Below are 26,351 nucleotides of genomic sequence, written 5' to 3'. Positions count from 1 at the left end.
CATGCGCTTCGACTCGCTGATCGAGTCGGTCGGCCGCACCCCGCTCGTCGGGCTGCCCCGCCTCTCGCCGTCGGCCGACGTGCGGATCTGGGCCAAGCTCGAAGACCGCAACCCGACCGGCTCGATCAAAGACCGGCCCGCTCTCTGGATGATCGAGCAGGCCGAGAAGGACGGGGTGCTCACCCCCGGCTGCACGATCCTCGAACCGACCTCCGGCAACACCGGCATCTCGCTGGCGATGTCGGCCCGGCTCAAGGGCTACAAGCTGATCTGCGTCATGCCCGAGAACACCTCCGAGGAGCGCCGCCAGCTCCTCCGCATGTACGGCGCCGAGATCATCTCGTCGCCCGCGGCGGGCGGCTCCAACGAGGCGGTCCGGGTGGCCAAGGGCCTGGCGGCCGAACACCCCGACTGGATCATGCTCTACCAGTACGGCAACCCGGCCAACTGGCGGTCCCACTACGAGTCGACCGGTCCCGAGATCCTCGACGACCTCCCGACGGTCACCCACTTCGTCGCGGGCCTGGGCACCACCGGCACCCTCATGGGCGTCGGGCGTTACCTGCGGGAGCACAAGCCCGACGTCAGGATCGTGGCCGCCGAGCCCCGCTACGGCGAGCTCGTCTACGGCCTGCGCAACGTCGACGAAGGGTTCATCCCGGAGATCTACGACGAGTCGGTGCTGACCACCCGCTACTCGGTGACCTCGGCCGACGCCCTGAAACGCACGCGCGAGCTGCTGGCCACCGAGGGCATCTTCGCCGGCATCTCCACCGGCTGCGCCCTCCACGCCGCCATCGGCATGGCGGGCAAGGCCGTGAAGGAGGGGGAGCGGGCCGACATCGTGTTCGTGGTCGCCGACGGCGGCTGGAAATATCTGTCGACCGGCGCCTACGAGGGCACCCTCGACGAGGCGGAAGACCGCCTCGAAGGGCAACTCTGGGCCTGAGCCCCGACGACCCGACGAACGGAGAAGGACCCCGCCTCCCTGAGAGTTGAGGCGGGGTCCTTCCCGTAGGTCAATTGAACAGCACGCGCAGGGAGAAGTTCGCGTCGCTCCCCGAAGTTCCGCCGCTCATGCCCACCGCGCGGAGCACCTGGAGGTTGGCCTTGTCATCCTCCGACATGCCCTGGAGGTAGAGGTTCTCGATCTTGTCGAGGTCGACGAACAGTCCGAACCCGGCCGAGTCGGCGTTCGGGACCGCGGTCTGGAAGGTCTCGCTGTCGGCCAGCGTGCCGCCCGCGGCGAGCTTGTTCGCGTAGTCCTGGTTGGTGGCCACGACCAGCTTGCCCTCGCCGGGGGCCTTGGCGAGCTGGAGCGGCTGACCGGCGACGGCGAGCGCCTGCTCGACCTTGGTGAGCACCTCGCCGGCCTTGGCCGGGTCGGTGGCCAGCACGGCGCCGGCGTTCGGCATGTTGCCGTCGAGGCCCTGCGAGTCGATCGCGAGGGTGATGCTGTCGCCGAGCAGGGTGGCCAGGTCGTCGGGCAGGGTCAGGCCGAACTGCTGCTGGGCCTGGGTGACGAACTGGCTGAACTGGGCGCCGCCGCCGGTGCCCTCCACCGACTTCACGATCTGGTCCCAGCCGCTCTTGACGCCCTCGCCGAGGCCCGAGATGGCCAGCGCCCCGGCGGTGGTGTCGGGCAGTTCGCCCAGCTTCACCGGGCTGGTCTGCACGGTGATCGGGCTCTTGACGCCGCGGGTGATGGCGGCGAGTTCCGCGTACGAGCCGTCGAACCGCAGCGCCCCCGCGAAGCGGCCGTTCTTGAGCTGGTCGGTCAGGGCCGGGTCGGCGACCTGGGCGCCGCCCATCGCGGCGAGCCGGCCGAGGTCGCCCCAGAAGGACAACACGCCGGGCTCGCCGAGGGCCTCCATGTCGGCGGTGAAGTTCGCCGACTCGGCCAGGGTGGGGCCGGTGGCGTACTTGTCGGCCTCCTCCTGGGTGGTGGAGACGATGGCGTAGTCGCCGCGGATGGCCACGCCGGTCTTGGTGTCGGAGCCGGCGTCGAGCTTGGCGATGCCGGCGCGGGCCGCGTTGGCGTCCTTCACCTGGATCGCGAGGGCGAAGCCGGGCTGGCCGGCGTCCTTGCCGGGCATGACGGCGAAGCCGATGCGGTCGCCGAGCCAGGGCTCGATGTCGGCCGCGTAGTCGATGTCCTTGAAGTTCTCGTTGTCCGACGAGATGGCCTTGAAGAAGGCCTCACGCGGGTCGTCGCCCGAGAAGGCGTCCTGGGTGACGGTGAACTTGCGGGCGATGCTGAACAGGGCCAGCTTCTGGTTGGCGGCCGGGTCGAGGTCGATCCGGGCGTAGGCGAGGGCGCCGGCCGGGAGCGCCTCGGAGGGCTGCGCGCCGCCGCCGCTCAGGGCGGAGAAGGCCCACACCCCGCCGCCGCCGACGAGGCCGACGACCACCGCGACGATCACCGCGATGATGGCGCCCTTGGGGCCGCGCTTCTGGACGGGGGCGTGCACCACGGGGGGCAGGTCGTAACCCAGTTCCTCGGGCTGGCGCCACTGGCCCTGCTGAGGGGGCTGCTGGGGGGCGTACATCTGCTGGGTGCCGCCGAAGTCGATCCGGGTCGGCTCTACGTGCGGCTGCGGCTGCGGCTGCTGCTGCGGCGTGCGGTAGTTGATGGTCCGGTCCGGGTCTCCGCCGCTGATGTCGAAGGGGAAACCGGGGGGGTTCTCGGCAGGCATGGGTCAACTCGCAAAGTGGGGTGATCTCCGACGAGTCTGAAAGTATGCCGTGTCGGTAGCGAATCGCTTGCAGCATCCTTGACTATTGGCGCTTAAGGACATCTTTCGCCTCTTTGAGGTGCACCTCCCCCGTGTCGCTGGTTTCCACCAGATCCCAGGGGACGACCAGGCTGCGGGCGTACAGGAGCCGGGTGAGTTGCTGCAGCGTGCCGTTGACACGGCCGTTGGCGTCGCGGTGCACGCCGAGCAGGAACTGCGCCCGGGTGGCCGACACGACCAGCCCGGCGGTCTCGGGTTCGACGCCCTTCTTGAACGGGTTGCGGCTGCCGGAGACCATGCGCACGTCGACCACGTGGCCCACCCAGACCCCGCGCACGTCCCAAACGCACTGACCGATCAGTTCCCGTCCCGTCATGGCCGGTGAATGCCCGGATCTCCCTGTACGGACGGCTATGGACCAGTCAAGATACAGTGTTCCAGAACAACATTCGGGAGGGTGTGTTGAGCGGTTTCGGGGAGGCGACCCGGGCGGTCCGGGTCGGCGAGGGCGTCTACGACGTGTGCCTCGACGAGGGCTACTCGATCGGCGGCCCGCTGAACGGCGGATATCTGATGGCGGTGCTGCTGCGGGCGGCGGTCGACGACTCCCCGCACGAGCACCCGGTCTCGACCGGCGCCCAGTTCCTGCGGGCCGGGCGGCCCGGCCCGGCGCGGGTGCTGGTCGAACAGGTGAAGACCGGCAAGACGACGACGATCAGCCGCGCCTCGCTCGTCGGCGCCGACGGCCCGATCCTGGAGACCCTGGTCACCACGGCGACCCTCGACCCGCTGGCCGAGCCCGTCTACACCGGCGAGCCGTCGCACGTGATGCCGCCGCCCGAGGCCTGCCTGCCGCTGCCCGAGCCGAAGCCCGAGTCGAACATGCACCTCAACGGCCGGCTGGAGTTGCTGTTCGACCCGCCGACCGTCGGCTGGCTGACCGGCGAGCCGACCGGCCGTCCCGAGTCGCGCGCCTACTTCCGCCTGCGGCACGGCCAGGAGCCCGACCCGTTCGTGCTGGCCCTGGCGGTCGACGCGCTGCCCCCGGTGGTCTTCAGCGCGGGCCTGCGCGGCTGGGCCCCGACGGTCGAGCTCACCTGGCACCTGCGTGCGCTGCCGGCCCCGGGCTGGCTCACCGTCCTCGCCTCCGGGCGGATGGTCGGCGACGGCTGGTTCGACGAGGACGCCGAGGTGTGGGACTCCACCGGACGCCTCGTCGCGCAGTCCCGGCAGCTCGCGAGGGTGGGACGCGGCTGAAGAGTGTGCTCGGTGTCACGGGGACGCGCCGCAAGATCGGCCATAAGCTGACTCCGTGGTGGAGAGTTATGGTCAGGGGTCCATCGGGATCTTCGACAGCGGTTTCGGGGGGCTGACCGTAGCCCGCGCGATCATCGACCAGTTGCCCAACGAACCGGTCTTCTACGTCGCCGACACGGCCCGCCAGCCCTACGGCCCCAAGCGCATCGCCGAGGTCCGGTCCTACGCCCTCGAACTGCTCGACCATCTGGTGTCCCACGACGTCAAGATGCTCGTGATCGCGTGCAACACGGCCAGCGCGGCGGTGCTGCGCGACGCCCGTGAGCGCTACCGGGTGCCGGTCGTCGAGGTCATCCAGCCGGCCACCCGGCGGGCGGCCTCGGCCACCCGCAACGGGAAGGTCGGGGTGATCGGCACCCAGGCCACCATCGCGTCGATGGCCTACCAGGACGCCTTCGCCGCGGCTCCGCACGTCGAACTGGTCGGGGTCGCCGCCCCCCGCCTGGTCGAGTTCGTCGAGCGCGGCGAGACCGAGAGCGAGGCCGTCATCGAGGCGGTGCGCGAATACCTGACGCCCATCCTCGACGCCGGCTGCGACACCCTCATCCTCGGGTGCACCCACTACCCGCTGCTGCTCGGCGCGATCTCCTACGTCGCCGGCGACGGCGTCACGCTCGTGTCGAGCGCCGAGGAGACCGCCAAAGACGTCTTCCGGGTGCTGCGCGACCGGGGCCTGGTGCGGGCCTCGGGCGTGCCCGCCCACCGGTTCGGCACGACCGGCGACACCCTGCTGTTCGAGACCCTCGGGCGGCGGTTCCTCGGGCCGGAGATCCAAGCGGTCGAACTGGCCGCGCCCGTGTTCGGAGGCACAGCGTGAAACTGACCGTCGTCGGCTGCTCCGGCAGCTTCCCCGGCCCCCAGAGCCCGTCGTCGTGTTATCTGTACGAGGCCGAGGGCTTCCGGATGCTCGTCGACTTCGGCAACGGCTCCCTGGGCGCGCTGCAGCGTCACGTCAGCCCGTTCGAGATCGACGCGATCTGCCTGTCCCACCTGCACGCCGACCACTGCCTCGACATGTGCGGCTACCACGTCGTCCGCAGCTACGGCCCGGGCGCCCCCCACCCCAAGGTCCCCGTGTACGCCCCCTCGATGGCCCCCGCGCGCCTGAACGCCGCCTACGGCATGCCGCAGGAGCCCACGATGGAGACCGCCTTCGACTTCACCGCCCTGTCGCCGGGCACGTTCGAGATCGGCCCCTTCCAGGTCACCGCGGCCCTGGTCAACCACCCCGTGGAGACCTACGGCCTGCGCGTCGCCCACGGCGGCCGCTCGGTCACCTACTCGGCCGACACCGGCGAGTGCGACGCCCTCGTGGGCCTGGCCGGCGACACCGACGTGCTGCTCTGCGAGGCCTCGTTCCTCGACGAACCCGGCAATCCGCCCGACCTCCACCTGACCGGCCGCCAGGCGGCCGAGCACGCCGCCAAGGCCGGAGCGGGCAAGCTGGTCCTCACCCACCTGGTGCCCTGGCACGACGACGCGCGCGTACGCGCCGACGCCGACCGGGGCGGCTATTCGGGCGAGATCGAGTTGGCCCGATCCGGTGCGGTCTATGACCTAGGGTGAGGCCCATGGCTCGCACTGATGGACGTTCGCCCGACCAGCTCCGGCCGGTGACGATCACGCGGAACTGGCTCGCCCACGCCGAGGGGTCGGTCCTGGTCGAATTCGGCGGCACGAAGGTGCTGTGCGCCGCCTCCGTCGAGAGCGGGGTGCCGCGCTGGCGCAAGGGCAGCGGCCTCGGCTGGGTCACCGCCGAATACGCCATGCTGCCGCGCGCCACCAACACCCGCGGTGAGCGTGAGTCGGTGCGCGGCAAGATCGGCGGCCGGACCCACGAGATCTCCCGCCTGATCGGCCGGTCCCTGCGGGCCTGCGTCGACTACAAGGCGCTCGGCGAGAACTCGATCGTGCTCGACTGCGACGTGCTCCAGGCCGACGGCGGCACCCGCACCGCCGCGATCACCGGCGCCTACGTCGCGCTGGCCGACGCGATCGCCTGGATGCGCAAGAAGCGCATGTGCCCCGGCGACCCGCTGGTCGACTCGGTCGCCGCCGTCTCCGTCGGCATCGTCGGCACCACCCCGCTGCTCGACCTCTGCTACGTCGAAGACGTCAAGGCCGAGACCGACATGAACGTCGTGATGACCGGCAAGGGCGCGTTCGTCGAGGTGCAGGGCACCGCCGAGGGTGCGCCGTTCGACCGGGCGACCCTCGACGAACTGCTCGACCTGGCCACCCTCGGCTGCGCCGAGCTGACCGACATCCAGAAGGCCGCGCTCGCATGACCAAGCTGCTGCTCGCCACCCGCAACCAGGGCAAGATCGTCGAACTGCGGCGCATCCTCGAAGAGGCCGCGCTGCCGATCGAGCTCGTCGGCCTGGAGGCCTTCCCCGAGATCGGCGACGTCGCCGAGACCGGCCTCACCTTCGCCGAGAACGCCCTGCTCAAGGCCCACACCGTGGCCCGGCAGAGCGGCCTGCCCTGCGTCGCCGACGACTCGGGCCTGTGCGTCGACGCCCTCAACGGCATGCCCGGCATCTTCTCGGCCCGCTGGTCGGGCGGCCACGGCGACGACAAGGCCAACCTCGACCTGCTGCTGGCCCAGCTCAACGACGTGCCCGACGACCGCCGCCAGGCCCACTTCGCCTGCGTGGCCGCCCTCGCCCTGCCCTCGGGCGAGGAGCGGGTGGTCGAAGGGGTCATGCACGGCCACGTGATCCGGGCTCCCCGGGGCACCATGGGGTTCGGCTACGACCCGATCTTCGTCGCCGACGGCGAGACCCGCACGACCGCCGAGATGTCTCCCGCCGAGAAGGACGCGATCTCCCACCGCGGCATCTCGATGCGGGCGATGGTGCCGGTCCTGGCCGAGGTGTTCTCGGTTTCGTAAGAACTTGGGGCTCCCATGACAGAAGGGCGTTCGTAGGATCGAGGTCGTGACACCTCGCAACCCCGCGCCCGTCTGGGCCGCGGCCCTCGCCGGGCTGACCGCCGCGGCCGTGGCGGTCGGCGTCGGCCAGCTCGCGGCCGGCGTCATCGGCGGCGGCTCCTCACCCGTCGTGGCGGTCGGCGGCGCGGCCGTCGACCTGTCGCCGGCCTGGCTCAAGAACTGGGCCATCGCGACGTTCGGCGAGAACGACAAGGTCGTCCTCATCGGCGGCATCTTCGTGGTGATCGCCCTGCTGGCCGCCGGTTTCGGGGTGCTGGCCCGCATCAGGGTCGGCTACGGCCGCCTGGCCCTGCTGGTGTTCGGCGTGCTCGGCGCCTGGGCGGCGGCCACCCGCCCCGACGCGGGCATGCTCGACGTGCTGCCCTCGCTGCTCGCGGCGTGGGCCGGCGCGGCCACCCTGTCGGCGCTCTTCCGGCGGCTCGAACCGGCCGCCGATGAGCGGGACGCCGCCGTCTCCGGCCATGAGCCGGAGGACGACGCCCGAGAAGGGGCCGGAGACGAGGCCGCCCCGGACGCGCCGCCCTTCCGGCTTGAGCAGCCGCCGGTCATGCTGGCCGGTGACCGTCTCAGGACCATCGACCGGCGCAGGTTGTTCACCGGGATCGCCACGGGCGCCGGGGTCGCCGCGGTCACCGGAGCCGCCGGGGTGTGGCTCGGCGGCCGGAACGACGTCGCCGCCGAGCGGGCGCAGGTCGCGGCCGAGTTGCCGAAACCGGCCAAGCCGCTGCCGCCGCTGCCCGCCGGGGCCGACTTCAAGATCCCGAACCTGTCGCCGTTCGTCACCCCCAACCACGACTTCTACCGGGTCGACACCGCCCTCGCCCTGCCCAGCGTCGACTCGAACACGTGGTCGCTGAAGATCCACGGCATGGTCGACCGGCCCATCGAGCTCAGCTTCGCCGAACTGCTGAAACGCCCCATCGTCGAGGCCGACGTCACGCTCGCGTGCGTCTCCAACCCGGTCGGCGGCCCCTACGTCGGCAACGCCCGCTGGCTCGGCGTGGCCATGGCCGGGGTGCTGCGCGAGGCCGGGATCAAGGCCGGCGCCGACATGCTGCTGTCGACCAGCGCCGACGGCTGGACCGCCGGCACCCCGGTCGAGGTCGTCATGGACGGCCGCGACGCCCTGTTCGCCTTCGCCATGAACGGCGAGCCGCTCCCGGTCGCCCACGGCTTCCCGGTCCGGCAGGTCGTGCCGGGCCTCTACGGCTACGTCTCGGCCACCAAGTGGGTCGTCGACGTCAACGTGACCCGGTTCGACCAGGAGAGGGCGTACTGGACCGACCGGGGCTGGGACGCCAAGGGCCCCATCAAGACCCAGTCGCGCATCGACACCCCGCGCAACAAGACCAAACCGGGCCGGAACGTCGTCGCCGGGGTCGCCTGGGCGCAGACCAAGGGCATCGCGAAGGTCGAGGTCAGGGTCGACGACGGGCCGTGGCAGGTGGCGAGGCTGGCCGAGGTGCCGGGCCTGGACACCTGGCGGCAGTGGACGATCGAGGTCGACCTCACCAGCGGCCTGCACACGCTGTCGTGCCGGGCCACCGACGAGACCGGCGAGACGCAGACCAGCCACGGAGCCCCGCCGGAGCCGAACGGCGCGACCGGCTACCACCGGGTTCTCATCGAGACCACCTAGACGGCAGGATTCGGGAAAGCCGGTTGCTCACCGGAGTCGCCCCCTTACGATCGGTCACATCGAAGGGGGAAGGGGTCGATGGCCGAGCGTCAGTCCCGGTGGCGGTTGCCGACCGGCGTCTACAATCCCGTCGTCACCGGCGACGGGCGCCGGTGGCGTGACTACGAGAAGGCCGCCGAGACCCCCGCGCCGTCCCTCGATCCGTGGCCGTCCCAGTCGCCGTCCCGGTTGCCGCCGACGGGCGACGACTGGTTCGACCGGGCGACCCGGCCGCGCCCGCTGGAGGAGTCGCGGCCCTATGGGGTGCCGGGCGGGCTGGCGAGACCCGACCCGCAGGCACAACGAGATCTCGCCGAGGCGTTGAGCTGCCGGTTCCCCGATCCGCGCGGCACCTGGATCCGGCTGATCAACGCCGAAGGGCCGACCGACGATCCGTTCCGGTCGACCAACGCCATCGACTGCGCCCTGTCGGTCATGTCGTCGTGGCACGGCGAACCCGTCGTGGCGGCGGCCCGGCAGCCCGAATACGACCGGGTCGGCAAGCCCGTCCTCTCGGGGGAGGCGGGCGGGGTGGCCAGGGCCGAGCAGTGGCTCGGCCATCGCTTCGAGTACGTCGGGCAGGGCCGCCGCGCCTACGGGGTGGTGGCCGGGCGGTTGCGGTCGGCCGGGCACGGCGCCGCGACCGTGCTCATCACGCGCTGGCCCCAGGGGGGCAGCCACGCGTGGAACGCCGTGAACTCAATGGGGGAGGTGCTGTGGATCGACGCACAGCGGGGACACATGGCCATCGAGCCGCCGTACGAGAACGTGACGGGGGTCTTCTGCGTGGTCCTCGACCGCGCGGGTCAGCGGGTGTGAGCCCGGAGACCGCCCGCGCGCTGGCCGAGGAGTGGTTCAACGGGGGGCGGGCCCGGTCCGCCGACGTCGCCGTCTACGCCTTCGACGACGGGTTCGTGGCCTGGGTGAGAGACGACGAGCCGGAGGACCCGAGCGTCCTGCCGGCGACCGTGGGGGGCGGCTGCATCGTCATCGACCGGCGCACCGGCGAGCTGGCCGTCCGCCCCCTGCTGGGGCCGGAGTTCGTGGCCGAGCAGTGGCCCGACCACGTGCCCCGTTAACTCGACGCCAGCGACCCCACGATGGAGGCGTTGGCCGCCCGGCGCGCGGGCAGCACCGCCGCCAGCACCCCGGCCAGCGCCGACAGCACCAGATAGAGCAGTACCTGCCCGACCGGCACGACGAAGACGGTCTCGTTCGGGATCGTCTGCAGCGCCGCCCACCCGAAGGCGACGCCGATGACGACGCCGACCATCGCCCCGACCAGGCCCAGCACCAGCGCCTCGATCGAGAGCATGCCGCGCAGTTGCGGCCGGGTGAGGCCGAGGGCGCGCAGCAGCGCCGACTCGCGGGTGCGTTCGTGCACCGACAACGACAGGGTGTTGGCGATGCCGAGCAGCGAGATCAGGATCGCCAGGCCGAGCAGCGCGGCGAAGATCGTGAACATCATGTCGAAGGCGTCGTCGAACTCGCCGCGGACCTCGGCGGCGCTGGAGAGCTGCGCGGTCGGGTAGGCGAGCAGCGCCGACTCGACGGCCCGGCGGGAGGCGTCGACGGCGGCGGGGTCCTTGGCCTTGACGTAGACGCGGGCCGGGCCGATCTTGCCGTAGTACTTCTCGAAGTCGGCCACGGTGACCGTGTAGGGCATGGCCTCGTTGAGACTGCCGTCGGCGATCAGGGCCACCACCTTGAGGTCGACCTTCCCGGCCTCGGCGGTGTCGAGGGGGACGGTGTCGCCGACCCGTGCACCCAGGTCCTTGGCCTGGTTCTCGGACAACGCGACGGTGCCGGGGCCGAGGGCGGCGATCGAGCCGGAGAGGACCTCCGGCCGGAAGGCCGCGCCGTCGGGGAGGCTGCCGACGAAGGCGCCTCCGTGGTCGGTCTGCCGGAGTTCGGCGACCAGCCCGACCTCCGGCAACGCGCGCAGCGTGGCGGGCACCTCGGCGGGCAGGAGGGGCGTGGCGTCCTGGCGGCCGTACTGCGCGGTGATCATGAAGTCGACGGGGAACTGCTCGTCGAGGCTGCTGACGACCGTCTCGCGGGTGCTGGCGGTGATCACCGAGATGAGGGTCATCAGGGTGACGCCGATGGTCAGCGCGACCGTCGTGGTGGCGGCCCGCTTCGGGTTGCGGCGGGAGTTGTCGACGGCCAGCCGTCCGGGCACGCCGAAGACCTTGCGCGGCACCCACCCGGCGAACGCGCCGAGCGGGCGCATCAGCACCGGCCCGACCACGATCACGCCGAGGAAGAACACCGCGCCGCCGCCCATCGCGGTCAGCAGCCCGGCGTCGCCGCCGAGCCCCCAGATCGCCACGCCGGTCAGCGCGAGGCCGCCCGCCAGCAGCAGCCCGGCGATGAGCGACCGGGCCAGCCCGGCGCGGAACGTCTGCTCCTCGACCTGGCTGCGCAGCGCCGCGATCGGCGCCACCCGGGTCGCCCCGCGGGCCGGCAGCACCGCCGCGACCACGGTCACCAGCAGCCCGACGACCAGCCCGGACACGATCGTGCGCGGCGTCAGCGCGAGGCTCGCGCCGGCCGGGACGGGCGTGTCGAAGCGCCCCATCACGTTCAGGGCCAGCGCCCCCAGCCCGAGCCCGGCCAGCAGCCCCAGCGCCGAGGAGATCAGCCCGACGACCACCGACTCCAGCAGGATCGACCGGAACACCTGCCCGCGCGTCGCCCCGATGCAGCGCAGCAGCGCCATCTCCCGGGTCCGCTGCGCGACCAGGATGTTGAACGTGTTGTAGATGACCAGCGCCGCCACGAACATCGCCACGCACCCGAACAGCAGCAGCACGAGCATCAGGTAGTCGAGCTGCACGTTGCCGTCGAGGGCCAGCTTCTCGGCCAGTTCCTCGCCGGTCCTGATCGTGTACGTCTGCCCGAGCGCCTCCGACACGGTCTTCTTGAGCGTCTCGGGGGAGACCCCGGCCGCGGCGGCCAGGTCGACCTCGTGGTAGCCCTTCTCGCCGGTCATCTCCAGCGCGGTGGCGGTGTCGAACCCGACCGCCCCGGTGAAGGCGAGGTTCTGGTCGACGCCCACGTCGATGATGCCGACCAGGGAGAACTGGCGGCGTTTCTCGGCGAGGTCGAGCACGGTGACGGTGTCGCCGACCTCGAACTGCCGCGTGCGCGCGGTGTTCTCGTCGAGCACCGCCTCGCCGGGCCCGGCCGGGGCGTGGCCGCTGACGTAGTTCGTCCGGTCGAGCGGCCCGGCGACGACGGAGATGCCGCTCGTCGCGGTCGACCCGGCGGCCCGGCCCGACTTGTCGAGCAGCGGCGCGGTGCCCCGCACGAGCCCCTGCGCGCCGGCCACACCGGGCAGGGTCCGGAGCTTCGCCAGCACCTGTTCCGGGATGTCCTCGTCCTTCGGGGTGACCGCGACGGCGACCTTGCCGGCGTCGGCGGTGAAGAGCTGGCGGAAGCCCTGCTCGATGGTGTCGGTCAGCACGAACGTGCCCGCGATGAAGCCGACGCCGAGGGTGATGGCCAGCGAGGTCAGCAGCAGCCGGAGCCGGTGTGCCACCAGCCCGGCCAGCGTGGTGCGCAACACGGCTCAGGCCTCCAGCTTCAGCAGCATGTCGTGGACGCTCTGCGGGGTCGGCTGGGTCACTTCGCTGACCAGCAGCCCGTCGCGGAGGAACACCACGCGGTCGGCGTAGGAGGCGGCCGCCGGGTCGTGGGTGACCATCACGATCGTCTGGCCGAGTTCGCGTACCGACCGGCGCAGGAACGACAGGACCTCGGCGCCGCTGCGGGAGTCGAGGTTGCCGGTGGGCTCGTCGGCGAAGATCACCTGGGGCTTGCTGATGAGGGCGCGGGCCACCGCCACACGCTGCTGCTGGCCGCCGGAGAGCTGGCTCGGCCGGTGGGAGAGGCGGTCGCGCAACCCCACGGTCTCGACCACGCGGTCCATGAGAACCTGGTCGGCCTGCCGCCCGGCGATCTCCAGCGGCAGGCGGATGTTCTGCTCCGCCGTCAGGGTGGGCAACAGGTTGAAGGCCTGGAACACGAACCCGATGCGCTCACGGCGCAGCAGCGTGAGCTGCTTGTCGGACAAGGTCGTGATGTCGGCGTCGCCGATGTGCACATGGCCCGAGCTGACCGTGTCGAGCCCGGCCAGGCAGTGCATCAGGGTGGACTTGCCCGACCCCGACGGCCCCATGATCGCCGTGAACGCCCCAGTGGCGAAGCTCACGTCGATGCCGCGCAGCGCGTGGACGGCGGCGTCGCCCTGGCCGTAGATCTTGCTGAGCCCCCGTGCCACCACGGCGGCGCGGACGTCGGTAGTCATCGTCATGGTCGTCAACGCTATTGACGCGCCCATGACTTCTCTTCGGTCGCCCGGACGGCCTTCGCCTGGTTCTGCGGTCGCCTCCGGGGCCTCTGTTGCTACCGGGGAGGTAGCCGGGGGTCAGACTTTCGGCCGACCATCCCGGTCTCGTACGCGTAGACCACCACCTGCGCCCGGTCGCGCAGCTCCAGCTTGGCCAGGATCCGCCCCAGGTGGGTCTTCACGGTGGCCTCGGCGAGGGTGAGCCGGGTGGCGATCTCGGCGTTGGACAACCCCCGCGCCACGTGGACGAGGACCTCCCGCTCCCGGGCGGTCAGGCTGTCGGGCTCCGGGGCCGTGGGCGCCTCGGGCAGGTAGGCGGAGACGAGGTCGAGCAGCCGACGCGTGGTCGACGGCGCGACCACGGCGTCGCCGTCGTGCACCGACCTGATCGCGCTCAGCAGGTCGGCCGGCGGCACGTCCTTCAGCAGGAAGCCCGACGCGCCCGACCGGATCGCCGCGAAGGCGTATTCGTCGAGGTCGAACGTGGTGAGGATGAGGACCTTGGGCGGGTTCGGCGACGAGGTGATCAGCCGGGTGGCCTCGACCCCGTCCATGCGCGGCATCCGCACGTCCATCAGCACGACGTCGGCGGCCAGGCCGCCCCTGACCAGTTCCACGGCGGCGGCGCCGTCGCCGGCCTCGCCCGCCACCTCGATGTCGGGCTGCGCGCCCAGAACCATGCGGAACCCGGCCCTGACCAGTTCCTGGTCGTCGACCAGGATGACCCGGATCATCGCGGGCCCCCCGCCGGGATGCGCGCCACCACGAGGAAGCCGCCGCCGGGCCTGGGGGCGGCGTGGACGTCGCCGCCGTACATGGAGACCCGTTCGCGCATGCCGATGAGGCCGTGGCCGCCCTCGCCCGTGGCCGAGGCGGCGCCCCGGCCGTCGTCGGCGATCCGCAACAGCACGTCGCGGGGGCCGTAGACGACCTGGACCGTGGCCTTCACCCCGGGACCGCCGTGTTTGAGGGTGTTGGTCAGCGCCTCCTGGACGATCCGGTAGATCACCAGTTGTAGTCCTTCCGCGAGATGATCGGGTGTGCCCTCCACCTGGACGTCCACCGGCAGCCCGGACGCGCGCACCTGACGTACGAGCTCGTCGAGCTGGCCGAGCCCCGGCTGGGGCGCGTACTCCTCCGACCGCGCCCCGTCGTCGCGCAGCACGCCGACCAGCCGCCGCATCTCGGCGAGCGCCTGCCGGCCGGTCGCCGAGATCGCCTCGACGGCCCGTTTGGCCTGGTCGGGGTCGCTGTCGATGGCGAACCCGGCCCCGTCGGCCTGGACCACGATGACGCTGACGTTGTGGGCGACGACGTCGTGCAGCTCCCGCGCGATCCGGGCGCGCTCGGCGGCGGTGGCGATGAGCGCCTGCTGGTCGCGCTCCCTCTCGGCGCGTTCGGCCCGTTCGACCAGGTTCTCCACGAAACGCCGCCGCATGTTGACGTAGATGCCGCCGATCCAGACGGCGACCACGAACACCGAGGCGTTCAGGAAGATCTCCAGGTCGAGCTCGCCCCAGTCGCTCAGCACCATGCCGGTCCCGAGCTCGGCGACGGCCCCCGCGGCCACGGCCCACGGCAACGAGCACGACGCCGCGACGGTGAACATCGCCACCAGCACGGCGAGGTTGGCCGGGATCGCCGCGACGTCGCCGAGCCACTGGACGAGGCTGACGCCCGAGACGAGGGCCATCACCGTGAGCGGGAAACGCCGCCGCCAGAACAGCGGCCCGACCAGCAGCGCCGAGAGGCCGAGCACCCCCCAGGTCCCGATGCCCGGACCTCCGGTGATGTCGAGCCCGGCGCCGATGTCGGGCGCGCTCAGCAGGCAGTACAGCACCAGCGGCGTCACCAGCAGCGTGTCGATCCACGCGGGGTGCCGCCGCTTGAGGGCGCGTAGCTTGCCGAGCACGCCTCAAGAGTACGTATGCGCAGTTCCCGGCACGGTCCGCCTAGCGGCGGATTCGGCTCTACGACCCAGGTCGCAGACCGGGCGCCGCTTACGCGCCTCTTACGGGGAGCCGGGCAGTATGTATCTCGGGAGCTGCATCCTTGGGGTGTTAAAGGGAGAAACGATTCGCGATGACGGATCACGACGCCGGGCCGCGCGGTACTGACGACACGAACATCACGCCGCGCGACCCGGCCGACTCCCCCACCAGGGAGATCCCGACAGTGGGAATCGGCGCCTTCGGCGCGAGCTCTCACGGCACGGCCTCTTCCCCGGATCCGGCTCGTGCGGGCGCCTTCGGCGCAGGCCCCGCGGACACGGACTCCTCTGCGACCGGTGCTGCCGGCGCAGGCCCGGCCGGCACGGATTCCACCAGATCAGACCCGCCCGGCGCGGGTTCCGCCGCCCCGACCGGCGACGCCGGCACCGGGGCCCTCGGCGCGAGCCCTTCCGGCGTCGATTCCTCTGGTGCGGGTTCTCCTGGTGCGGGTTCCCCTGGGGCCGGTGCGCCCCGTTCGGGCAGCTTCGCCTCGCCCCCGCCGCCCCGTTATCGCTTCGGCGGCCCCGCCGCCGCGAAGAAGACGCCCGCCGGATACGCCTTCGGACCCGGCGGGGCCGGATGGGACGCCCCTGGATGGCGTACCGTCTCCGCTTCCGAACCGGCCCCCCGTCGCCGGTTCGGTGTGGTCGCCCTGCTCGCCGCGGGGCTGGTGGGCGTCATCGTCGGCGCCCTTCTCGTGGTCGCGGTCGACCGGCCCTGGCGGGATGAGCGGCCGAGGTTCGGGGTGGTCGTCGACCAGCCCGGTCCGCGGCAGAACCTCCCCCGGTACTGCGAGCGGACCGACACCGGTTTCCGCTGCGAGTTCCCCCGCTCGTAAGCCGCTCAGGCGGCCACGCCCGCGCGCACCTGACGCAGGGCCCCCGCCCACGACTCAAGCTGGTCGAAGAGGGTGTCGGCCGAGGCGTCGTGGATCTGCGACGGCTGGAAGTGCGTGAAGTTCTCGAAGTCGTGGAACAGCGAGAACGACACCTGCTGCCGCACGTGGGCGACCTGGAGTTCGCTGAGCATCGCGCGCAGGTGCTCGATGGCGCGGGCGCCGCCGAGAGAGCCGTACGAGACGAAGCCGGCCGCCTTGTTGTTCCACTCCTTGTAGAGGTAGTCGATGGCGTTCTTCAGGACGCCCGAGGTCGAGTGGTTGTACTCCGGCGTGACGAAGACGAACCCGTCGTAGGAGTCGATGGTGGCCGCCCACGCCTTGGTGTGGTCGCCGGAGTAGTTGCCGAAGCTCGGCGGGTAGGCCTCGTCGAGGTGGGGGAGCGGGTGGTCGGCCAGGTCGACGAGCTCGTAGTCGGCGCCGGTGCGGTCCTTGGCCCGGGTCATGACCCAGTCGGCCACCGCCTTGCCGTTGCGACCGGGACGGGTGCTGCCCAGGATCACCGCGATCTTCAGCTTGCTCATCTCGTACTCCTCAGAAGTTGAAGTTTCAACGAGATGAGAGACTAGACGGCAATGACATGAACGTTCAAGTCATAGCCTAGACTGTGAGCATGACCACAACAGACGGGGTGCGCTGGTTGAGCAGTGACGAGCTGGCGGCCTGGCGGTCGTTCAGCCTCATGCTGGCCCGGTTGCCCGCCGCCCTGGAGGAGCAGCTCCAGCGCGACGGCGGGCTCAACTTCGTCGAATACCACGTGCTGGCCGGTCTTTCCGACGCCCCCGACCGGACCATGCGCATGAGCGGCCTGGCCGTGCTGGTCAACTCGGAGTTGTCGCGGCTGTCGCACCTGATGCGGCGGCTGGAGAAGCGCGGCCTGGTCAGGCGCGAGCCCGACCCGGGTGACGGCCGGTTCACCAACGCCATCCTGACCGACGAGGGGTACGCCCATCTCGTGAAACTGGCGCCGGGCCACGTCGCGACGGTGCGGAAGCTCGTGATCGACGCCCTCGACGAGAATCGGCTGGCCTCCCTGCATCGGTGTTCCGAGGACATCCTGGGAGCCATCGACGCGTGCGACGCGGAGTAAACCCATCTGTTTCCCCACGAGTTAGACTTGGCCCCATGGCAGAGACGATCCCCTCCGACGACGTACGCGACCGCGTGCTCACCAGTGCCCGCCGGCTCTTCAATGGCCGGGGCGTCAACGTGACCGGCGTCGACCTGCTGTCGGAGACGGCCGGAGTCTCCAAGCGCAGCCTCTACCAGCGCTTCCGCACCAAGGACGAGCTGATCGAGGCCTATCTGGCCGAGGAGATGAGCTGCGTCCTGACCGACCTGCTGCCGCCCGCCGACGCGGGCCTGGCGCCGGCCGAGCGCATCATGGCGGTGTTCGCCACGGCCCGCCGCCACTCGGAGGTCGACGACTATCCGGGCTGCCCCGTCCTGAACACGGCGGCCGAGATCCGCGACCCCGCGCATCCGGTGCGGGTGGCGGCGGTGGCGTACAAGAAGAGGATGCAGGCCCACTTCGAGGCGGAGGCCCGGCTGGCCGGGGCCGCCGACCCCGGCCAACTGGGCGAACAACTGATGATGCTGTTCGACGGCGCGATGACCTACGCGTCGGTCCGCAAGGAGCCCATGCCCGGGAGCCTGCTGACCGCCGTGCGGACCCTGCTCGACGCTCAGCTTCCGTAGAGCGCGCTCGGGTCGAGTGACAGTGCCGCTTTGACCTGCTTGGACGTCCCGTCGACGAGCACCTCCATGGCGCCCTTCTCGACCCCGTCGAAGGCCTCGCGGGCGACCTCCTCCGGCGACACCTTCTCGTCGGTCACGCCGGCGGTCATGTCGGTGTCGACCCACCCGACGTGGAGGCTGGTCACGCCGACCTTGGGGGCCAGTTCGAGGCGCAGTCCGTTGGCCAGCATCCAGGAGGCGGCCTTCGTGGCCGCGTAGGGGGCGGTGCCCGGGATGACGGCCCAGGAGAGCGCCGAGTTGACGATCAGCAGGTGACCCTCGCGCTCGGTCAGCGTGGGCGCGAAGGCGCGGCTGACCTGGAGGGGCCCGTAGTAGTTGACCTCCATCTCGCGGCGGATGGTCTCGATGTCGTCGCCGACGATCGACGTGCTGATCGCGACCCCGGCGTTGTTGACGACGATGTCGACGTCGGTGAGCCGCCCCGCGAGCTCGGCGATCTGGGCGGGGTCGGTGATGTCGAGCCGTACGGGCACGGCGCCGGGCGTGGTGACGGCCTCGGGGTTACGCGCGGCGGCGTAGACCCGGCGCGCCCCGCGCGCCAGCGCCTCTTCGACGAAGGACTTCCCGATGCCCCGGTTGGCACCGGTGACCAGCACGGTCGCGTCTTGGATCTTCATGGGAACCTCCGGTAAACAGGTCTGTTTCCAGCAGCGTAAACCGATCGGTTTACCGGGGGCAAATCGTGGTGGCCGGGTGCCGGCGAGCAGCCGGAGACGGGAGGACCCGGTCTCGACGCCCAGGAGATTGAATCGGGCCGGCCCGGGGGTTTCATGGGGCCGCCTTCTCCGGCTTTCCGCTTTCGGGCGACACCTCGTATCGGAATGTGCCGGGACGGTCGATCGTATTTCGCCGGGCTAATGACGGATATTGACGGTGAATGGGCCGTATTGGCAATAGAGGTCCGTGTCATTCCGTGGTCCCGGACCGCGTCGGAATGTTCGCATCTGGCGCGACCTCGGCGTTCTGGCCGGCCTCGCCGCTCGCCGCCTCGTCACCGCCAGGAGATCGCTGAGGCACGATTGTGTGTTCGCCGGTTCATTCATGCCCCGCTAAGATCGCGTCCCATGCTTTTATGGCGGATTTTCAGAATTGCAGTAGTAGGCGTGGTTCTGGCGCTGGTGGCCGTGGGCGCGGTGTTCAGCGACGACGTGCTCTGGGTGGGCGCCGAATGGTCGTACCCGGGTCTTCTGGAGTTCTACGCACCTGACGGTCTCGACGCCACGACGAGGGTGGTGCTCATCGTGGCCGCCCTGGTGAAGGCCCAGTTGTTGTGGCTGATCCTCCGCCCGCCCGCGCCGGGACCGCTCGACCGCCGGGAGAGGGCGCTGCGGTGGCTGCTGTATCTGGCGGTGGCGTACGACCTCGTGTTGTGGTTCCCGCTGGGACTGCTCCCCGACATGGTCGACCTGGTGTTCTGCCTTGTGTTGTGGAGCGCCGTCTACGTCCTCTACCTGCTCGTCATCCGCTGGCGGTCCCGTGTGTTGCGCGCGGCGGCCGGAGCGATGTTCGCGGTCATGGTGGCCGGGATGGTCAACGAGGTGCTCGACGAACTCGACCTCCTCGAACTCGGACCGGGCATCGTCATCGGATGGGGCCTGATGGTGTGCGGACTGGTGGAGACCGTCCTCACGCTCGTCGGGCAACATCGCGACGGCCGGTGGAGCCGGGGCACGCTGACCTTCGGCTGGTTGTCGTTGAGCACCTACGTGCTGGTGTTTCCGCTCCAGTTCCTCTCCGGAGGCTTCGCGAGCGACAGCCTGGTTCTGACGATCTTCATGGACGCGATGGCGCTCGTCCACGTCGTCTGGCTCGCGGCGACCGCTCGTGAGATGCCCTCCGGCGGCCTTCCCGCGGAGCCGCTCCCGCCCGCGCGGCGGCGGCTGGTCCGCGTCGCGGTGGCGGCCGTGGCCGTGTTGCCGGTCGTCGCGTTGATCCAGCCGGAGTCCGCTCCGCGCACCACCTTCAGCGGCTGGTCGATCGGCTGCGACGAATTCCGGCAGTTCGGCGACCTGAAGCCCGAGGAACGCGACGACGCGTTCCTGTGCCGGGCCCGGGACCAGATGGGCGGAGTCCCGCCCATGTTCCCCGACAGCACCTCTGACCAGCAGATCCTCGCCTACGGCCGGGAATTGTGCCGGGCGAGGGACCGGGAGGCCCAGGTGGCGCTGCTGAAGGAGGCGGGAAGTGAGCGGGCCTCGTGGGGCGTCGACGCGTGGGACCTCGTCTACGTCTGCCCGGAGATCATCGGCGCGACCCAGCCCGAGCTGCTGCGCTCGTCCGAGGAGGTGGAGGCGGCGAACAAGGCCTACATCGCCGAGATGAACGCGAACTGCCGCGACCCGTGGCCCCGGACGAAGGGCGTCGTCCAGGCCACGGCCAACTACTCCTTGTTCGCCGACGGCGACTACGGCTATTTCGTCCTCGACCCGAAGGACGAAAGGGGCGAGACACTGGCCGAGCAGGCGATCGACCGGCTCTACAAGGACGACGCGCAGGTCGGGGCGGCCGGCAGTTCGGTGCTCGTCGGCCACATTGACGACGTCATCGACCTGTGCCTCACCGTGAAGGCCTTCCGCGCCGCGCCCCCACTGCGGCTGGCCGGCTGGGACCAGGTCACCGAGGTGCCGATCACCACCCCGACCGGCCACCTCACCGTGCCGGAGGCGGACGGCGGAGACGTGGGCGCGAACGCCCCGATGCCGAATCTGGCCATCGAGGGTAAGGGCCGCTACCGGCTCCGCGTCTACGTGCGGCTCGCCGACGCAGGCGAGGAACACCTGGTCGTGGTCTTCCCGGGCACGTCGAAGAAGCGACTCAGGCTGAAGTCGTGGAAGTACGACAGTGAGTGAGAGCCGCCCTGCGGGTGACACCGCTGTTCGGTACCGCCGACAGGTACCATCATCGGATGGAACTTCGACTGCGACTGCCCGATGAGGTCCACGGCCGGCTGCGAGCCGTGGCCGAGGAGGACGGCAACAGCCTGAACACCGAGATCGTGATCGCGATCGAGGAGCACCTGGCCCGCCGTCAGACGAGCGCGGTGCGGGGCATCGCCCGTAAGGTCGCCCAGCGCGACGCGGAGCTGCTGCGCCGCCTGTCGCAGTGACGGTCTACCTGACCACGACCGACGTCCTCGCCATCGCCGAGGAGATCCTGCCTTCGGTGGGCATACGTGACGGTGGTCTCCTGCACGCGGCGGTTCTGCGCCCGCAGACCAGCGTCTTCGGCCAGGACGCGTATACGGACTTGTGGACGAAGGCCGCAGCCCTGATGCAGAGCGTGATCATCGGTCACCCTCTGGTCGACGGCAACAAACGTTTGGGCTGGACCTGCGCCGTCGTCTTCCTGGAATTGAACGGCGAGATCCTCGTCGGCACGGACGCCGACGCCGCCGAGAACGTGGTCATCGCCGTCACCACCGGCGAACTCGACGACGTGACCGAGATCGCCAAAAGGCTGAGAGCCCTGGACGGCGGCCCAGACTTCCGGCAGCACAGTAGAGGGTGATCGGGGAAACGCGGAGGGTCAGCTCATCTCCGGGCGACAGGAAGCACCATGACCCGCTTCGAACCGAGCGAAGCGAGGCCGTCCAGGGAGCGCGAGGGGCGGAGCCCTTCGCCGGAGCGCAGCGACCCGGAGCGAACGCGACGCAGGGCCGCGAAGCGGCCGGGGGGAGCGCGAGGGGGCGAAGCCCTCTCGTATCGGGGGGTTCGGGGGGTCGTCCCCCCGGGTGAGGCGAGACACGGCTCGTGAAAGCCGCCCCGAAGGGGCGTCGACCACGAGCCGTTCCGAGCGAGTGGGGTTGGCGGGACTCGAACCCGCGCTGGCATGATCCTAAGTCATGTGCCTCTGCCAATTGGGCTACAACCCCGCTGGGCGGAAGTGATCCTACCTCCCGCCGTCAACCTTCAGGAAACCCTGAGTTCCTTGAGCAGTCGTGCCACGTGCCCGGTCGCGCGGACGTTGTAGAAGGCCTTCTCGATCTTCCCGTCGGGGTCGATCACGAAGGTCGACCTGATCACGCCCATGATGGTCTTGCCGTAGTTCTGCTTCTCGCCGTAGACGCCGTAGGCCTTGTGGACGTCGAGGTTCTCGTCGGACAGCAGCGGGAAGGTCAGCGCGTCGCGCTCGGCGAACTGGCGGAGCTTGGCGGGTTTGTCTTTGGAGACGCCGAGGACGGTGACGCCCTTGCCGGTGAGCGCGGCCAGGTTGTCGCGGAAGTCGCAGGCCTGCTTGGTGCAGCCTGGAGTCATCGCCGCTGGGTAGAAGTAAAGGACGACTCGCCTGCCGTGGAGTGAGTCGAGCGACACTCCGTCGCCGTCGGCGCTGGTCAGGGTGAAGCCGGGGGCGGCGTCGCCGGGTTCGAGTCGCTGGGTCATGTCGCCTCCGTTGCGGTGTGTCTCGACGCGAACAAACTACCGGTTCGGCCGCTGCGGGATGCGCGGCCCGCACCTGGCAGACTTGATCGAACACACCCTGTGACAGGAGGCGACCCCATGGCCGAGCCAGATCCGGACACGCTTGAGCGGCGCATAGAGCGCACTCGCGCCGAACTGGCCAAGACGGTCGACGCCATCGCCGACCGGGTGAGCCCCAAGAAGGTCGCCGGTCGTAGTGTGGCCAAGGTGAAGTCCCAGGTCAAGGCGCAGACCGAGCAGGTCGTGTCGACTCTGGGAGACATGGTCGGGCAGGCTCAGAGCCCCAACGGCCACCGTCCGGCGGCCGACGAGCCGTGGGACGACGACTATCCGGCCTCCCCCATCGCGCCGGTGCTGATCGGGCTGGGCGCGGTGGTCGCCGTCGGGGCCATCATCATGATCGTTCGGCGTCGCCGGAGGCGTTAGGCGCGGGCCGGGCGCGGCCGGTCGCCGCCGCCCGCGCGGAGCGCCGGAGGCGGCGGGCGGGCCGGCCCGGCGGAGCCGTAACGGAAGAGGTTCTCAGAGAAAAGTCTGGCCTTCGCCCCGGTAGGTCGGGGCCGTGGCCGTCACCCGGTCTCCCTCGATCAGGTGCAGGGTGTCGAAGCGTTCGCAGAGTTCGCCCGCCTTCGCGTGGCGGAACCACACCCGGTCGCCGACCTTGAGCCCGTCGGCGGCGCGGCCGTGGAGCGGGGTCTGCACCTCGCCGCCGCCCTCGTCGCCGTTGTGGCGCAGGCCTTCCGGCAGGTAGGGGACGGCGGCGCGGCCGGGGCCCGCGCCCGAGGCGGGGTAGCCGCCGCCGAGGACGGTCACGACGCCGGGGGCGGGGCGGCGGACGACCGGGAGGGCGAAGAGGGCCGCGGGGCGGCCGGTGAAGTTGCTGTATCGGTCGAACAGGGTCGGGTGGTAGAAGCCCGATCCGGCGGCCACCTCGGTGATCGCGGATTCCCGTGCGGTCGTCTCGATGCTGCCGGTGCCGCCGCCGTTGACGAACTCCAGGTCGCTCACCTGGCGCACCGCCTCGACGACGGCGGCCCGCCGGACGGCCAGCTCCCGGCGCGAGCGGCGCTGGACGAGGCGGACCGCCATCCCGTAGGGGCCGGGGATGCGGTCGCCGAGGCCGGCGATCTGCGATTCGTAGGCCATCAGGCCGACCAGGCGCAGCGACGGGTTCCGGCCGATGAGCCGGGCCGTCTCGGCGGCCTGCTCGGGGGTGCGGACGGGCGAGCGCAGCGCCCCGGCGCGGAAGCGGCCCACGACGTAGCCGGCGTCGATGTCGAGGCAGACCCGGATCGGATGGCGGCCGGTCAGCAGGGGGAACTGCTCGGGGGAGTCGACCATGAGGGTGATCTCGCGGCTGAGGCGCTCGTCGGCGGCGAGGGCGGCGACGGCGGCGCGGTCGGTGGTCGGGTAGGCGACCAGGATGTCGCGGAAGCCGGAGGAGGCCAGCCAGAGGGCCTCGGGCAGCGTGAACGCCATGATTCCCTGATAACCGGGTAGGTCGAGGACGCGGCGGAGCACCTCGCGGGAGCGGATCGACTTCGACGCGACCCTGATCGGGGTGCCGGCGGCCCGTTCGGTCATCGACCGGGCGTTGGCGGCCATCGCGTCGAGGTCGACGACGGCCAGCGGGGGGTCGAGATGGGCCGTGGCCCGGTCGTATCGCTGCCGGTCGCTCATGGGCAGCACTCTAGCCTTTTGTGAGCATGTTTCATATTTGCCCGGCAAAACCTGTCACAAGATCGAGTCATCCGGGCCCGGCGGGCTGATCGCGGCCCTCCGGGCGTGTATCCCTGGGTGACCATGAGCGCGGTAGACGAGATCCGGACGACCAAGGACCGCCGCCGGGCCCGCCGCCGCACGGCCATGCGCGCCCTGCGGCCGGGACGGACCCCGGCGGGCGCGGGCGTCGCGGGCGCCCTGGTGGTGCTGGGCACGGCGCTGGTGGGCGAGATGGTGTGCGCGTTCGCCGGATGGCCGACGGGCTGGTCGGGGCTGCCCGGCGTGCTCGGCCTGGCCTGGGGCGAGCCGCTGGTGGCGCTGACCGGGTCGCTGATGGTGGTGACCGGGACCGCGCTGCTGCTGCTGGCGATGATCCCGGGCCGTCCCCGCCTGGTGCCCCTGGAGGTGTCCGACGACGGGCTCGTCCTGGGGCTGAGCCGGGTGGGGCTGAAGCGCACGCTGGTCGCCGTGGCGATGACCGTCTCGGGGGTGGACCTGGCCTTCGTGCGGCTGCGCCGGGGGCAGATCGAGGTGACCGTGCTGACCAGGGGGAACCGGACCGGCGGGCTGCTCAAGGAGGTCGGCGCGGTCGTCGGCGACCGGCTGGAGGGGCTGGGCGTGCACGGCCGTCACGAGGTTGTCGTCCGGTTGCGCCGGAAGAGCTCATGAGGAGTGTCGGAATGCAGGTGCCGGAGAAGATGCGCGCCCCCTACGGTGACCGTCTCGGGCTGGCGGTCGTGGGCGTCGTGCTGGTGACCGGCGGGAACTACGTCCTGTTCGCGTCCGACGCGCGGGCCGACTACAAGATCGGGGAGCTGGCCGCGTTCACCGCCCATCCGTGGGCCCGGTCGATCGCCGCGGCGCTGGTCGTGCTGCTGGTGTTCGTCGCCGCCCGCTGGCTGGTGTGCTCGCTGGGGCTGGGGCAGGAGGGGGTGCGGCACGGCTACGGCACCGCGACGCTGGCCATCGCGCTCAAGGACCTGCCCGGAGTCGACAAGATCAGTGTCCGGGCCGTGGGGGAGGAGAAGCTCCGGATCTCGGTACGCTGCCTCCCCGGCGCCCCGCTCGACGAGGTCGTCTCCCGGATCGACACCGAGGCGGTGTCACGCGTGCGCGGCGCGGCGGGCCGGGACCCGCTCTTTCCCGTCCTGGTCACGGTGCACGTTCGCCGAGGTTGACCGCCACCCCACCGCGCAGGCCGCCGCCAGGCAGGCGAGGGGGACGACCGGGACGACGTACCGGTGGTCGAACGCGGCGACCAGCGGGGGCAGCAGCAAGAGGGTGAGCGCGAACCCGAGCGGCAGCAGGGTCGCCACCCGGAACCGGATGATCATCACCAGGAAGGTGCCGACGAAGATCGCCCCGAGCAGGGGGCCGCGCAGGTAGACGTGCCGCTGGTAGGCGCGCGTCCACGACGCGAACGGCTCGACGACCTGGGTGTCGGCGCGGGAGCCCTGATATTGCGTCATCAGTTCCGGGGCCGACCGCCCGGCCGAGGCGAGCTTGTCGGTGAGCGGCTTCACGTACTCGGGGAACACGTAGGCGCTCTGGGTGCCGGGTGAGGGATAGACCACCCGATCCCAGCGGAACGCCCACATCGCGTCGCCGAGGCCCGTCATCAGGAAGTCGAGCGGCTGGCTGCGCAGGGCCAGCATCGAGAACTCCGAGGCCATCTCGTCGCGCTGCTTGCCGGTCTTCATGATCGGCGAATGCGGATCCCAGATGTAGGCGGGGGCGGCCAGCCGTGGGCCGATGTCGGGGCACAGGACCTTCAGGTCCTCCGGCGGGTTCATCCGGCCGCAGTCGGCGAAGGTCATCGTGCGCGACCACAACCACACGCTGCTGCTGCCCAGGCCGTAACTCCCGTAGGCTGCGTTGTACCAGAAGGCGTATCCGGCCACCGCGACCCCCGCCGCGCCGACCCCGGCCAGCACCGGCCGCCAGCCCGCCCGCGCGATCAGCAGCCACACCGCCGCCACCCCGATCAGCGGCAGGCCGAGCGTGCGGGTCATCGCCGAGAACGCCAGCAGCAGGAACGCGGTGACGACCACGAGCGGGCTCCGCGGGTTCAGCAGGAGCAGCGTCACGGCCGCCACCACGAGGAAGGTGAACAGCAGGTCGGCCATCACGAGGTGTTCGAGCTGGAGCTGGTACGCGTCCAGCAGCACCGGCGCCGTCGCCAGGGCGGCGGCCCAGGCCGGCAGGAAGGTGCGCCTGCGCAGGACGGCGTACACGCAGACCGCGATGCCGAGCCCGAGCAGGTGCTGCACGGTGATGAGGGCGACGACCGAGCGGAACGGCGCGAGGAACAACGAGTAGCCGGACGGCCGCGACTCCAGCGGACGCAGGTCCAGGGCCGAGCTCAGGTAGGAGAACGAGTCGGCCCAGAACCACAGGGCAGGACGGTAACCGAGGCTGGCGATGACCCGGATCACAATCCCCGACATCAGGAGGCCGAGGAAGAGCCAGTGCGTCCGGACGAATTTGCCTGCGGGAATGATGTCCACCGCCTTTCCGGTGGACATTTCAGCAC

General features: G+C 70.9%; 29 protein-coding genes and 1 tRNA gene. 18 read left to right on the top strand and 12 right to left on the bottom strand.

Annotation, left to right across the window (positions count from 1 at the left end):
• The first annotated feature begins 1 nt into the window (after window position 1).
• Entirely contained in the window at window positions 2-949 is a 948-nt protein-coding gene (locus AW273_RS00775) for a PLP-dependent cysteine synthase family protein (protein ID WP_062344174.1), read from the top strand.
• A 70-nt stretch (window positions 950-1,019) separates the two neighbouring features.
• On the opposite strand, the gene AW273_RS00770 is transcribed toward AW273_RS00775, so the two are convergent.
• Both AW273_RS00770 and AW273_RS00765 read right to left on the bottom strand, forming a co-directional pair.
• A complete protein-coding gene (locus tag AW273_RS00770; protein ID WP_062344172.1) occupies window positions 1,020-2,696 on the bottom strand; it encodes a DUF3352 domain-containing protein in 1,677 nt (558 codons plus the stop codon).
• 82 nt (window positions 2,697-2,778) lie between these two features.
• The gene (locus tag AW273_RS00765; RefSeq protein WP_157555502.1) at window positions 2,779-3,111 is read right to left on the bottom strand and encodes a hypothetical protein; all 333 of its coding nucleotides are present in this window, start codon (window positions 3,109-3,111) and stop codon (window positions 2,779-2,781) included.
• An 83-nt stretch (window positions 3,112-3,194) separates the two neighbouring features.
• Between AW273_RS00765 and AW273_RS00760 the strand changes: the two genes are divergently transcribed.
• The 8 genes from AW273_RS00760 (at window position 3,195) to AW273_RS00725 (ending at window position 9,762) form a co-directional block, all read left to right on the top strand.
• Complete coding sequence (locus tag AW273_RS00760) at window positions 3,195-3,992, top strand: thioesterase family protein (protein WP_369409021.1); 798 nt, start codon at window positions 3,195-3,197, stop codon at window positions 3,990-3,992.
• A gap of 55 nt (window positions 3,993-4,047) precedes the next feature.
• Entirely contained in the window at window positions 4,048-4,869 is an 822-nt protein-coding gene (murI, locus tag AW273_RS00755) for a glutamate racemase (RefSeq protein WP_232320494.1), read from the top strand.
• Window positions 4,866-5,618 (top strand): MBL fold metallo-hydrolase, encoded by a 753-nt coding sequence (locus tag AW273_RS00750; RefSeq protein ID WP_062344168.1) that lies wholly within the window; start codon window positions 4,866-4,868, stop codon window positions 5,616-5,618. Before murI ends, AW273_RS00750 begins: the two co-directional genes overlap by 4 nt.
• A 5-nt stretch (window positions 5,619-5,623) precedes the next feature.
• A complete protein-coding gene (gene rph / locus AW273_RS00745) occupies window positions 5,624-6,340 on the top strand; it encodes a ribonuclease PH (RefSeq protein ID WP_062344167.1) in 717 nt (238 codons plus the stop codon).
• Window positions 6,337-6,945, top strand: coding sequence for an RdgB/HAM1 family non-canonical purine NTP pyrophosphatase (gene rdgB, locus AW273_RS00740; RefSeq protein ID WP_062344165.1), 609 nt, complete (start codon window positions 6,337-6,339; stop codon window positions 6,943-6,945). The genes rph and rdgB overlap by 4 nt, the downstream gene beginning before the upstream one ends.
• Window positions 6,946-6,991: 46 nt before the next feature.
• On the top strand, window positions 6,992-8,644 hold the full coding sequence (locus tag AW273_RS00735) for a molybdopterin-dependent oxidoreductase (protein WP_083949413.1): 1,653 nt from the start codon (window positions 6,992-6,994) through the stop codon (window positions 8,642-8,644).
• Window positions 8,645-8,722: 78 nt separating this feature from the next.
• The gene (locus AW273_RS00730) at window positions 8,723-9,502 is read left to right on the top strand and encodes a toxin glutamine deamidase domain-containing protein (protein ID WP_062344160.1); all 780 of its coding nucleotides are present in this window, start codon (window positions 8,723-8,725) and stop codon (window positions 9,500-9,502) included.
• The gene (locus AW273_RS00725; RefSeq protein WP_062344158.1) at window positions 9,499-9,762 is read left to right on the top strand and encodes an SUKH-4 family immunity protein; all 264 of its coding nucleotides are present in this window, start codon (window positions 9,499-9,501) and stop codon (window positions 9,760-9,762) included. Before AW273_RS00730 ends, AW273_RS00725 begins: the two co-directional genes overlap by 4 nt.
• Here AW273_RS00725 and AW273_RS00720 read toward each other — a convergent pair.
• The 4 genes from AW273_RS00720 to AW273_RS00705 all read right to left on the bottom strand — a co-directional run bounded on the left by AW273_RS00720 (window position 9,759) and on the right by AW273_RS00705 (window position 14,949).
• On the bottom strand, window positions 9,759-12,254 hold the full coding sequence (locus tag AW273_RS00720) for an ABC transporter permease (protein WP_062344156.1): 2,496 nt from the start codon (window positions 12,252-12,254) through the stop codon (window positions 9,759-9,761). The two genes, AW273_RS00725 and AW273_RS00720, sit on opposite strands and share 4 nt — an antisense overlap.
• 3 nt (window positions 12,255-12,257) lie before the next feature.
• A complete protein-coding gene (locus tag AW273_RS00715; protein ID WP_157555501.1) occupies window positions 12,258-13,001 on the bottom strand; it encodes an ABC transporter ATP-binding protein in 744 nt (247 codons plus the stop codon).
• 92 nt (window positions 13,002-13,093) lie between these two features.
• Window positions 13,094-13,771: a response regulator transcription factor gene (locus AW273_RS00710; RefSeq protein WP_062344153.1), complete on the bottom strand. Its 678-nt coding sequence runs from the start codon at window positions 13,769-13,771 to the stop codon at window positions 13,094-13,096.
• Complete coding sequence (locus AW273_RS00705; protein ID WP_062344151.1) at window positions 13,768-14,949, bottom strand: sensor histidine kinase; 1,182 nt, start codon at window positions 14,947-14,949, stop codon at window positions 13,768-13,770. The genes AW273_RS00710 and AW273_RS00705 overlap by 4 nt, the downstream gene beginning before the upstream one ends.
• Before the next feature lie 722 nt (window positions 14,950-15,671).
• Here AW273_RS00705 and AW273_RS00700 point away from each other — a divergent pair.
• Complete coding sequence (locus tag AW273_RS00700; protein ID WP_062344149.1) at window positions 15,672-15,866, top strand: hypothetical protein; 195 nt, start codon at window positions 15,672-15,674, stop codon at window positions 15,864-15,866.
• Window positions 15,867-15,871: 5 nt separating this feature from the next.
• Here the strand turns inward: AW273_RS00700 and AW273_RS00695 are convergent, their stop codons facing one another.
• On the bottom strand, window positions 15,872-16,447 hold the full coding sequence (locus AW273_RS00695; protein ID WP_062344147.1) for an NADPH-dependent FMN reductase: 576 nt from the start codon (window positions 16,445-16,447) through the stop codon (window positions 15,872-15,874).
• Window positions 16,448-16,536: 89 nt separating this feature from the next.
• Between AW273_RS00695 and AW273_RS00690 the strand changes: the two genes are divergently transcribed.
• Window positions 16,537-17,013: a MarR family winged helix-turn-helix transcriptional regulator gene (locus AW273_RS00690; RefSeq protein ID WP_062344145.1), complete on the top strand. Its 477-nt coding sequence runs from the start codon at window positions 16,537-16,539 to the stop codon at window positions 17,011-17,013.
• A gap of 35 nt (window positions 17,014-17,048) precedes the next feature.
• Window positions 17,049-17,621 (top strand): TetR/AcrR family transcriptional regulator, encoded by a 573-nt coding sequence (locus AW273_RS00685; RefSeq protein ID WP_062344143.1) that lies wholly within the window; start codon window positions 17,049-17,051, stop codon window positions 17,619-17,621.
• Here AW273_RS00685 and AW273_RS00680 read toward each other — a convergent pair.
• A complete protein-coding gene (locus tag AW273_RS00680; RefSeq protein ID WP_062344141.1) occupies window positions 17,609-18,298 on the bottom strand; it encodes an SDR family oxidoreductase in 690 nt (229 codons plus the stop codon). The genes AW273_RS00685 and AW273_RS00680 overlap by 13 nt on opposite strands.
• Window positions 18,299-18,784: 486 nt before the next feature.
• On the opposite strand from AW273_RS00680, the gene AW273_RS00675 reads away from it, so the two are divergent.
• The 3 genes from AW273_RS00675 to AW273_RS00665 are packed head-to-tail and all read left to right on the top strand — an operon-like array spanning window position 18,785 to window position 21,188.
• Window positions 18,785-20,530: a hypothetical protein gene (locus AW273_RS00675; protein WP_062344139.1), complete on the top strand. Its 1,746-nt coding sequence runs from the start codon at window positions 18,785-18,787 to the stop codon at window positions 20,528-20,530.
• Between the two features lie 56 nt (window positions 20,531-20,586).
• Window positions 20,587-20,787, top strand: coding sequence for an Arc family DNA-binding protein (locus AW273_RS00670; protein WP_062345341.1), 201 nt, complete (start codon window positions 20,587-20,589; stop codon window positions 20,785-20,787).
• Window positions 20,784-21,188: a type II toxin-antitoxin system death-on-curing family toxin gene (locus AW273_RS00665; RefSeq protein WP_062344137.1), complete on the top strand. Its 405-nt coding sequence runs from the start codon at window positions 20,784-20,786 to the stop codon at window positions 21,186-21,188. The genes AW273_RS00670 and AW273_RS00665 overlap by 4 nt, the downstream gene beginning before the upstream one ends.
• 290 nt (window positions 21,189-21,478) lie before the next feature.
• Here the strand turns inward: AW273_RS00665 and AW273_RS00660 are convergent.
• Together AW273_RS00660 and bcp are read right to left on the bottom strand one after the other, a co-directional pair.
• Window positions 21,479-21,552: transfer RNA gene (locus AW273_RS00660), tRNA-Leu, on the bottom strand.
• 37 nt (window positions 21,553-21,589) lie between these two features.
• Window positions 21,590-22,060, bottom strand: coding sequence for a thioredoxin-dependent thiol peroxidase (gene bcp, locus AW273_RS00655; protein WP_062344135.1), 471 nt, complete (start codon window positions 22,058-22,060; stop codon window positions 21,590-21,592).
• A 117-nt stretch (window positions 22,061-22,177) separates the two neighbouring features.
• On the opposite strand from bcp, the gene AW273_RS00650 reads away from it, so the two are divergent.
• Entirely contained in the window at window positions 22,178-22,525 is a 348-nt protein-coding gene (locus AW273_RS00650) for a DUF3618 domain-containing protein (protein ID WP_062344133.1), read from the top strand.
• 93 nt (window positions 22,526-22,618) lie between these two features.
• Here AW273_RS00650 and AW273_RS00645 read toward each other — a convergent pair whose 3' ends face one another.
• Entirely contained in the window at window positions 22,619-23,776 is a 1,158-nt protein-coding gene (locus AW273_RS00645) for an amino acid deaminase/aldolase (RefSeq protein ID WP_062344131.1), read from the bottom strand.
• Window positions 23,777-23,899: 123 nt separating this feature from the next.
• On the opposite strand from AW273_RS00645, the gene AW273_RS36860 reads away from it, so the two are divergent.
• Together AW273_RS36860 and AW273_RS00635 are read left to right on the top strand one after the other, a co-directional pair.
• Complete coding sequence (locus AW273_RS36860) at window positions 23,900-24,487, top strand: DUF6286 domain-containing protein (RefSeq protein ID WP_157555500.1); 588 nt, start codon at window positions 23,900-23,902, stop codon at window positions 24,485-24,487.
• Window positions 24,484-24,996, top strand: coding sequence for a hypothetical protein (locus tag AW273_RS00635; RefSeq protein WP_157555499.1), 513 nt, complete (start codon window positions 24,484-24,486; stop codon window positions 24,994-24,996). The genes AW273_RS36860 and AW273_RS00635 overlap by 4 nt, the downstream gene beginning before the upstream one ends.
• Here AW273_RS00635 and AW273_RS00630 read toward each other — a convergent pair.
• A complete protein-coding gene (locus tag AW273_RS00630) occupies window positions 24,922-26,343 on the bottom strand; it encodes a hypothetical protein (protein WP_062344125.1) in 1,422 nt (473 codons plus the stop codon). The two genes, AW273_RS00635 and AW273_RS00630, sit on opposite strands and share 75 nt — an antisense overlap.
• Window positions 26,344-26,351 lie beyond the last annotated feature (8 nt).

Origin of the sequence: Herbidospora yilanensis (genome assembly GCF_001570565.1) — a bacterium.
Taxonomy (GTDB): domain Bacteria; phylum Actinomycetota; class Actinomycetes; order Streptosporangiales; family Streptosporangiaceae; genus Herbidospora; species Herbidospora yilanensis.
This window is presented reverse-complemented; position numbering and strand designations above follow the sequence as displayed.

Bases quoted from the DNA above. Each gene is read 5' to 3' on its own strand.
- AW273_RS00770 (WP_062344172.1), bottom strand. From the start codon at position 2,696: ATGCCTGCCGAGAACCCCCCCGGTTTCCCCTTCGACATCAGCGGCGGA.
- bcp (WP_062344135.1), bottom strand. From the start codon at position 22,060: ATGACCCAGCGACTCGAACCCGGCGACGCCGCCCCCGGCTTCACCCTG.
- AW273_RS00685 (WP_062344143.1), top strand. From the start codon at position 17,049: ATGGCAGAGACGATCCCCTCCGACGACGTACGCGACCGCGTGCTCACC.
- AW273_RS00710 (WP_062344153.1), bottom strand. From the start codon at position 13,771: ATGATCCGGGTCATCCTGGTCGACGACCAGGAACTGGTCAGGGCCGGG.
- AW273_RS00730 (WP_062344160.1), top strand. From the start codon at position 8,723: ATGGCCGAGCGTCAGTCCCGGTGGCGGTTGCCGACCGGCGTCTACAAT.
- AW273_RS00765 (WP_157555502.1), bottom strand. From the start codon at position 3,111: ATGACGGGACGGGAACTGATCGGTCAGTGCGTTTGGGACGTGCGCGGG.
- AW273_RS00630 (WP_062344125.1), bottom strand. From the start codon at position 26,343: ATGTCCACCGGAAAGGCGGTGGACATCATTCCCGCAGGCAAATTCGTC.
- AW273_RS00645 (WP_062344131.1), bottom strand. From the start codon at position 23,776: ATGAGCGACCGGCAGCGATACGACCGGGCCACGGCCCATCTCGACCCC.
- AW273_RS36860 (WP_157555500.1), top strand. From the start codon at position 23,900: ATGAGCGCGGTAGACGAGATCCGGACGACCAAGGACCGCCGCCGGGCC.
- rph (WP_062344167.1), top strand. From the start codon at position 5,624: ATGGCTCGCACTGATGGACGTTCGCCCGACCAGCTCCGGCCGGTGACG.
- AW273_RS00695 (WP_062344147.1), bottom strand. From the start codon at position 16,447: ATGAGCAAGCTGAAGATCGCGGTGATCCTGGGCAGCACCCGTCCCGGT.
- AW273_RS00715 (WP_157555501.1), bottom strand. From the start codon at position 13,001: ATGACGATGACTACCGACGTCCGCGCCGCCGTGGTGGCACGGGGGCTC.
- rdgB (WP_062344165.1), top strand. From the start codon at position 6,337: ATGACCAAGCTGCTGCTCGCCACCCGCAACCAGGGCAAGATCGTCGAA.
- AW273_RS00680 (WP_062344141.1), bottom strand. From the start codon at position 18,298: ATGAAGATCCAAGACGCGACCGTGCTGGTCACCGGTGCCAACCGGGGC.
- AW273_RS00670 (WP_062345341.1), top strand. From the start codon at position 20,587: ATGGAACTTCGACTGCGACTGCCCGATGAGGTCCACGGCCGGCTGCGA.
- AW273_RS00690 (WP_062344145.1), top strand. From the start codon at position 16,537: ATGACCACAACAGACGGGGTGCGCTGGTTGAGCAGTGACGAGCTGGCG.
- AW273_RS00775 (WP_062344174.1), top strand. From the start codon at position 2: ATGCGCTTCGACTCGCTGATCGAGTCGGTCGGCCGCACCCCGCTCGTC.
- AW273_RS00635 (WP_157555499.1), top strand. From the start codon at position 24,484: ATGAGGAGTGTCGGAATGCAGGTGCCGGAGAAGATGCGCGCCCCCTAC.
- AW273_RS00650 (WP_062344133.1), top strand. From the start codon at position 22,178: ATGGCCGAGCCAGATCCGGACACGCTTGAGCGGCGCATAGAGCGCACT.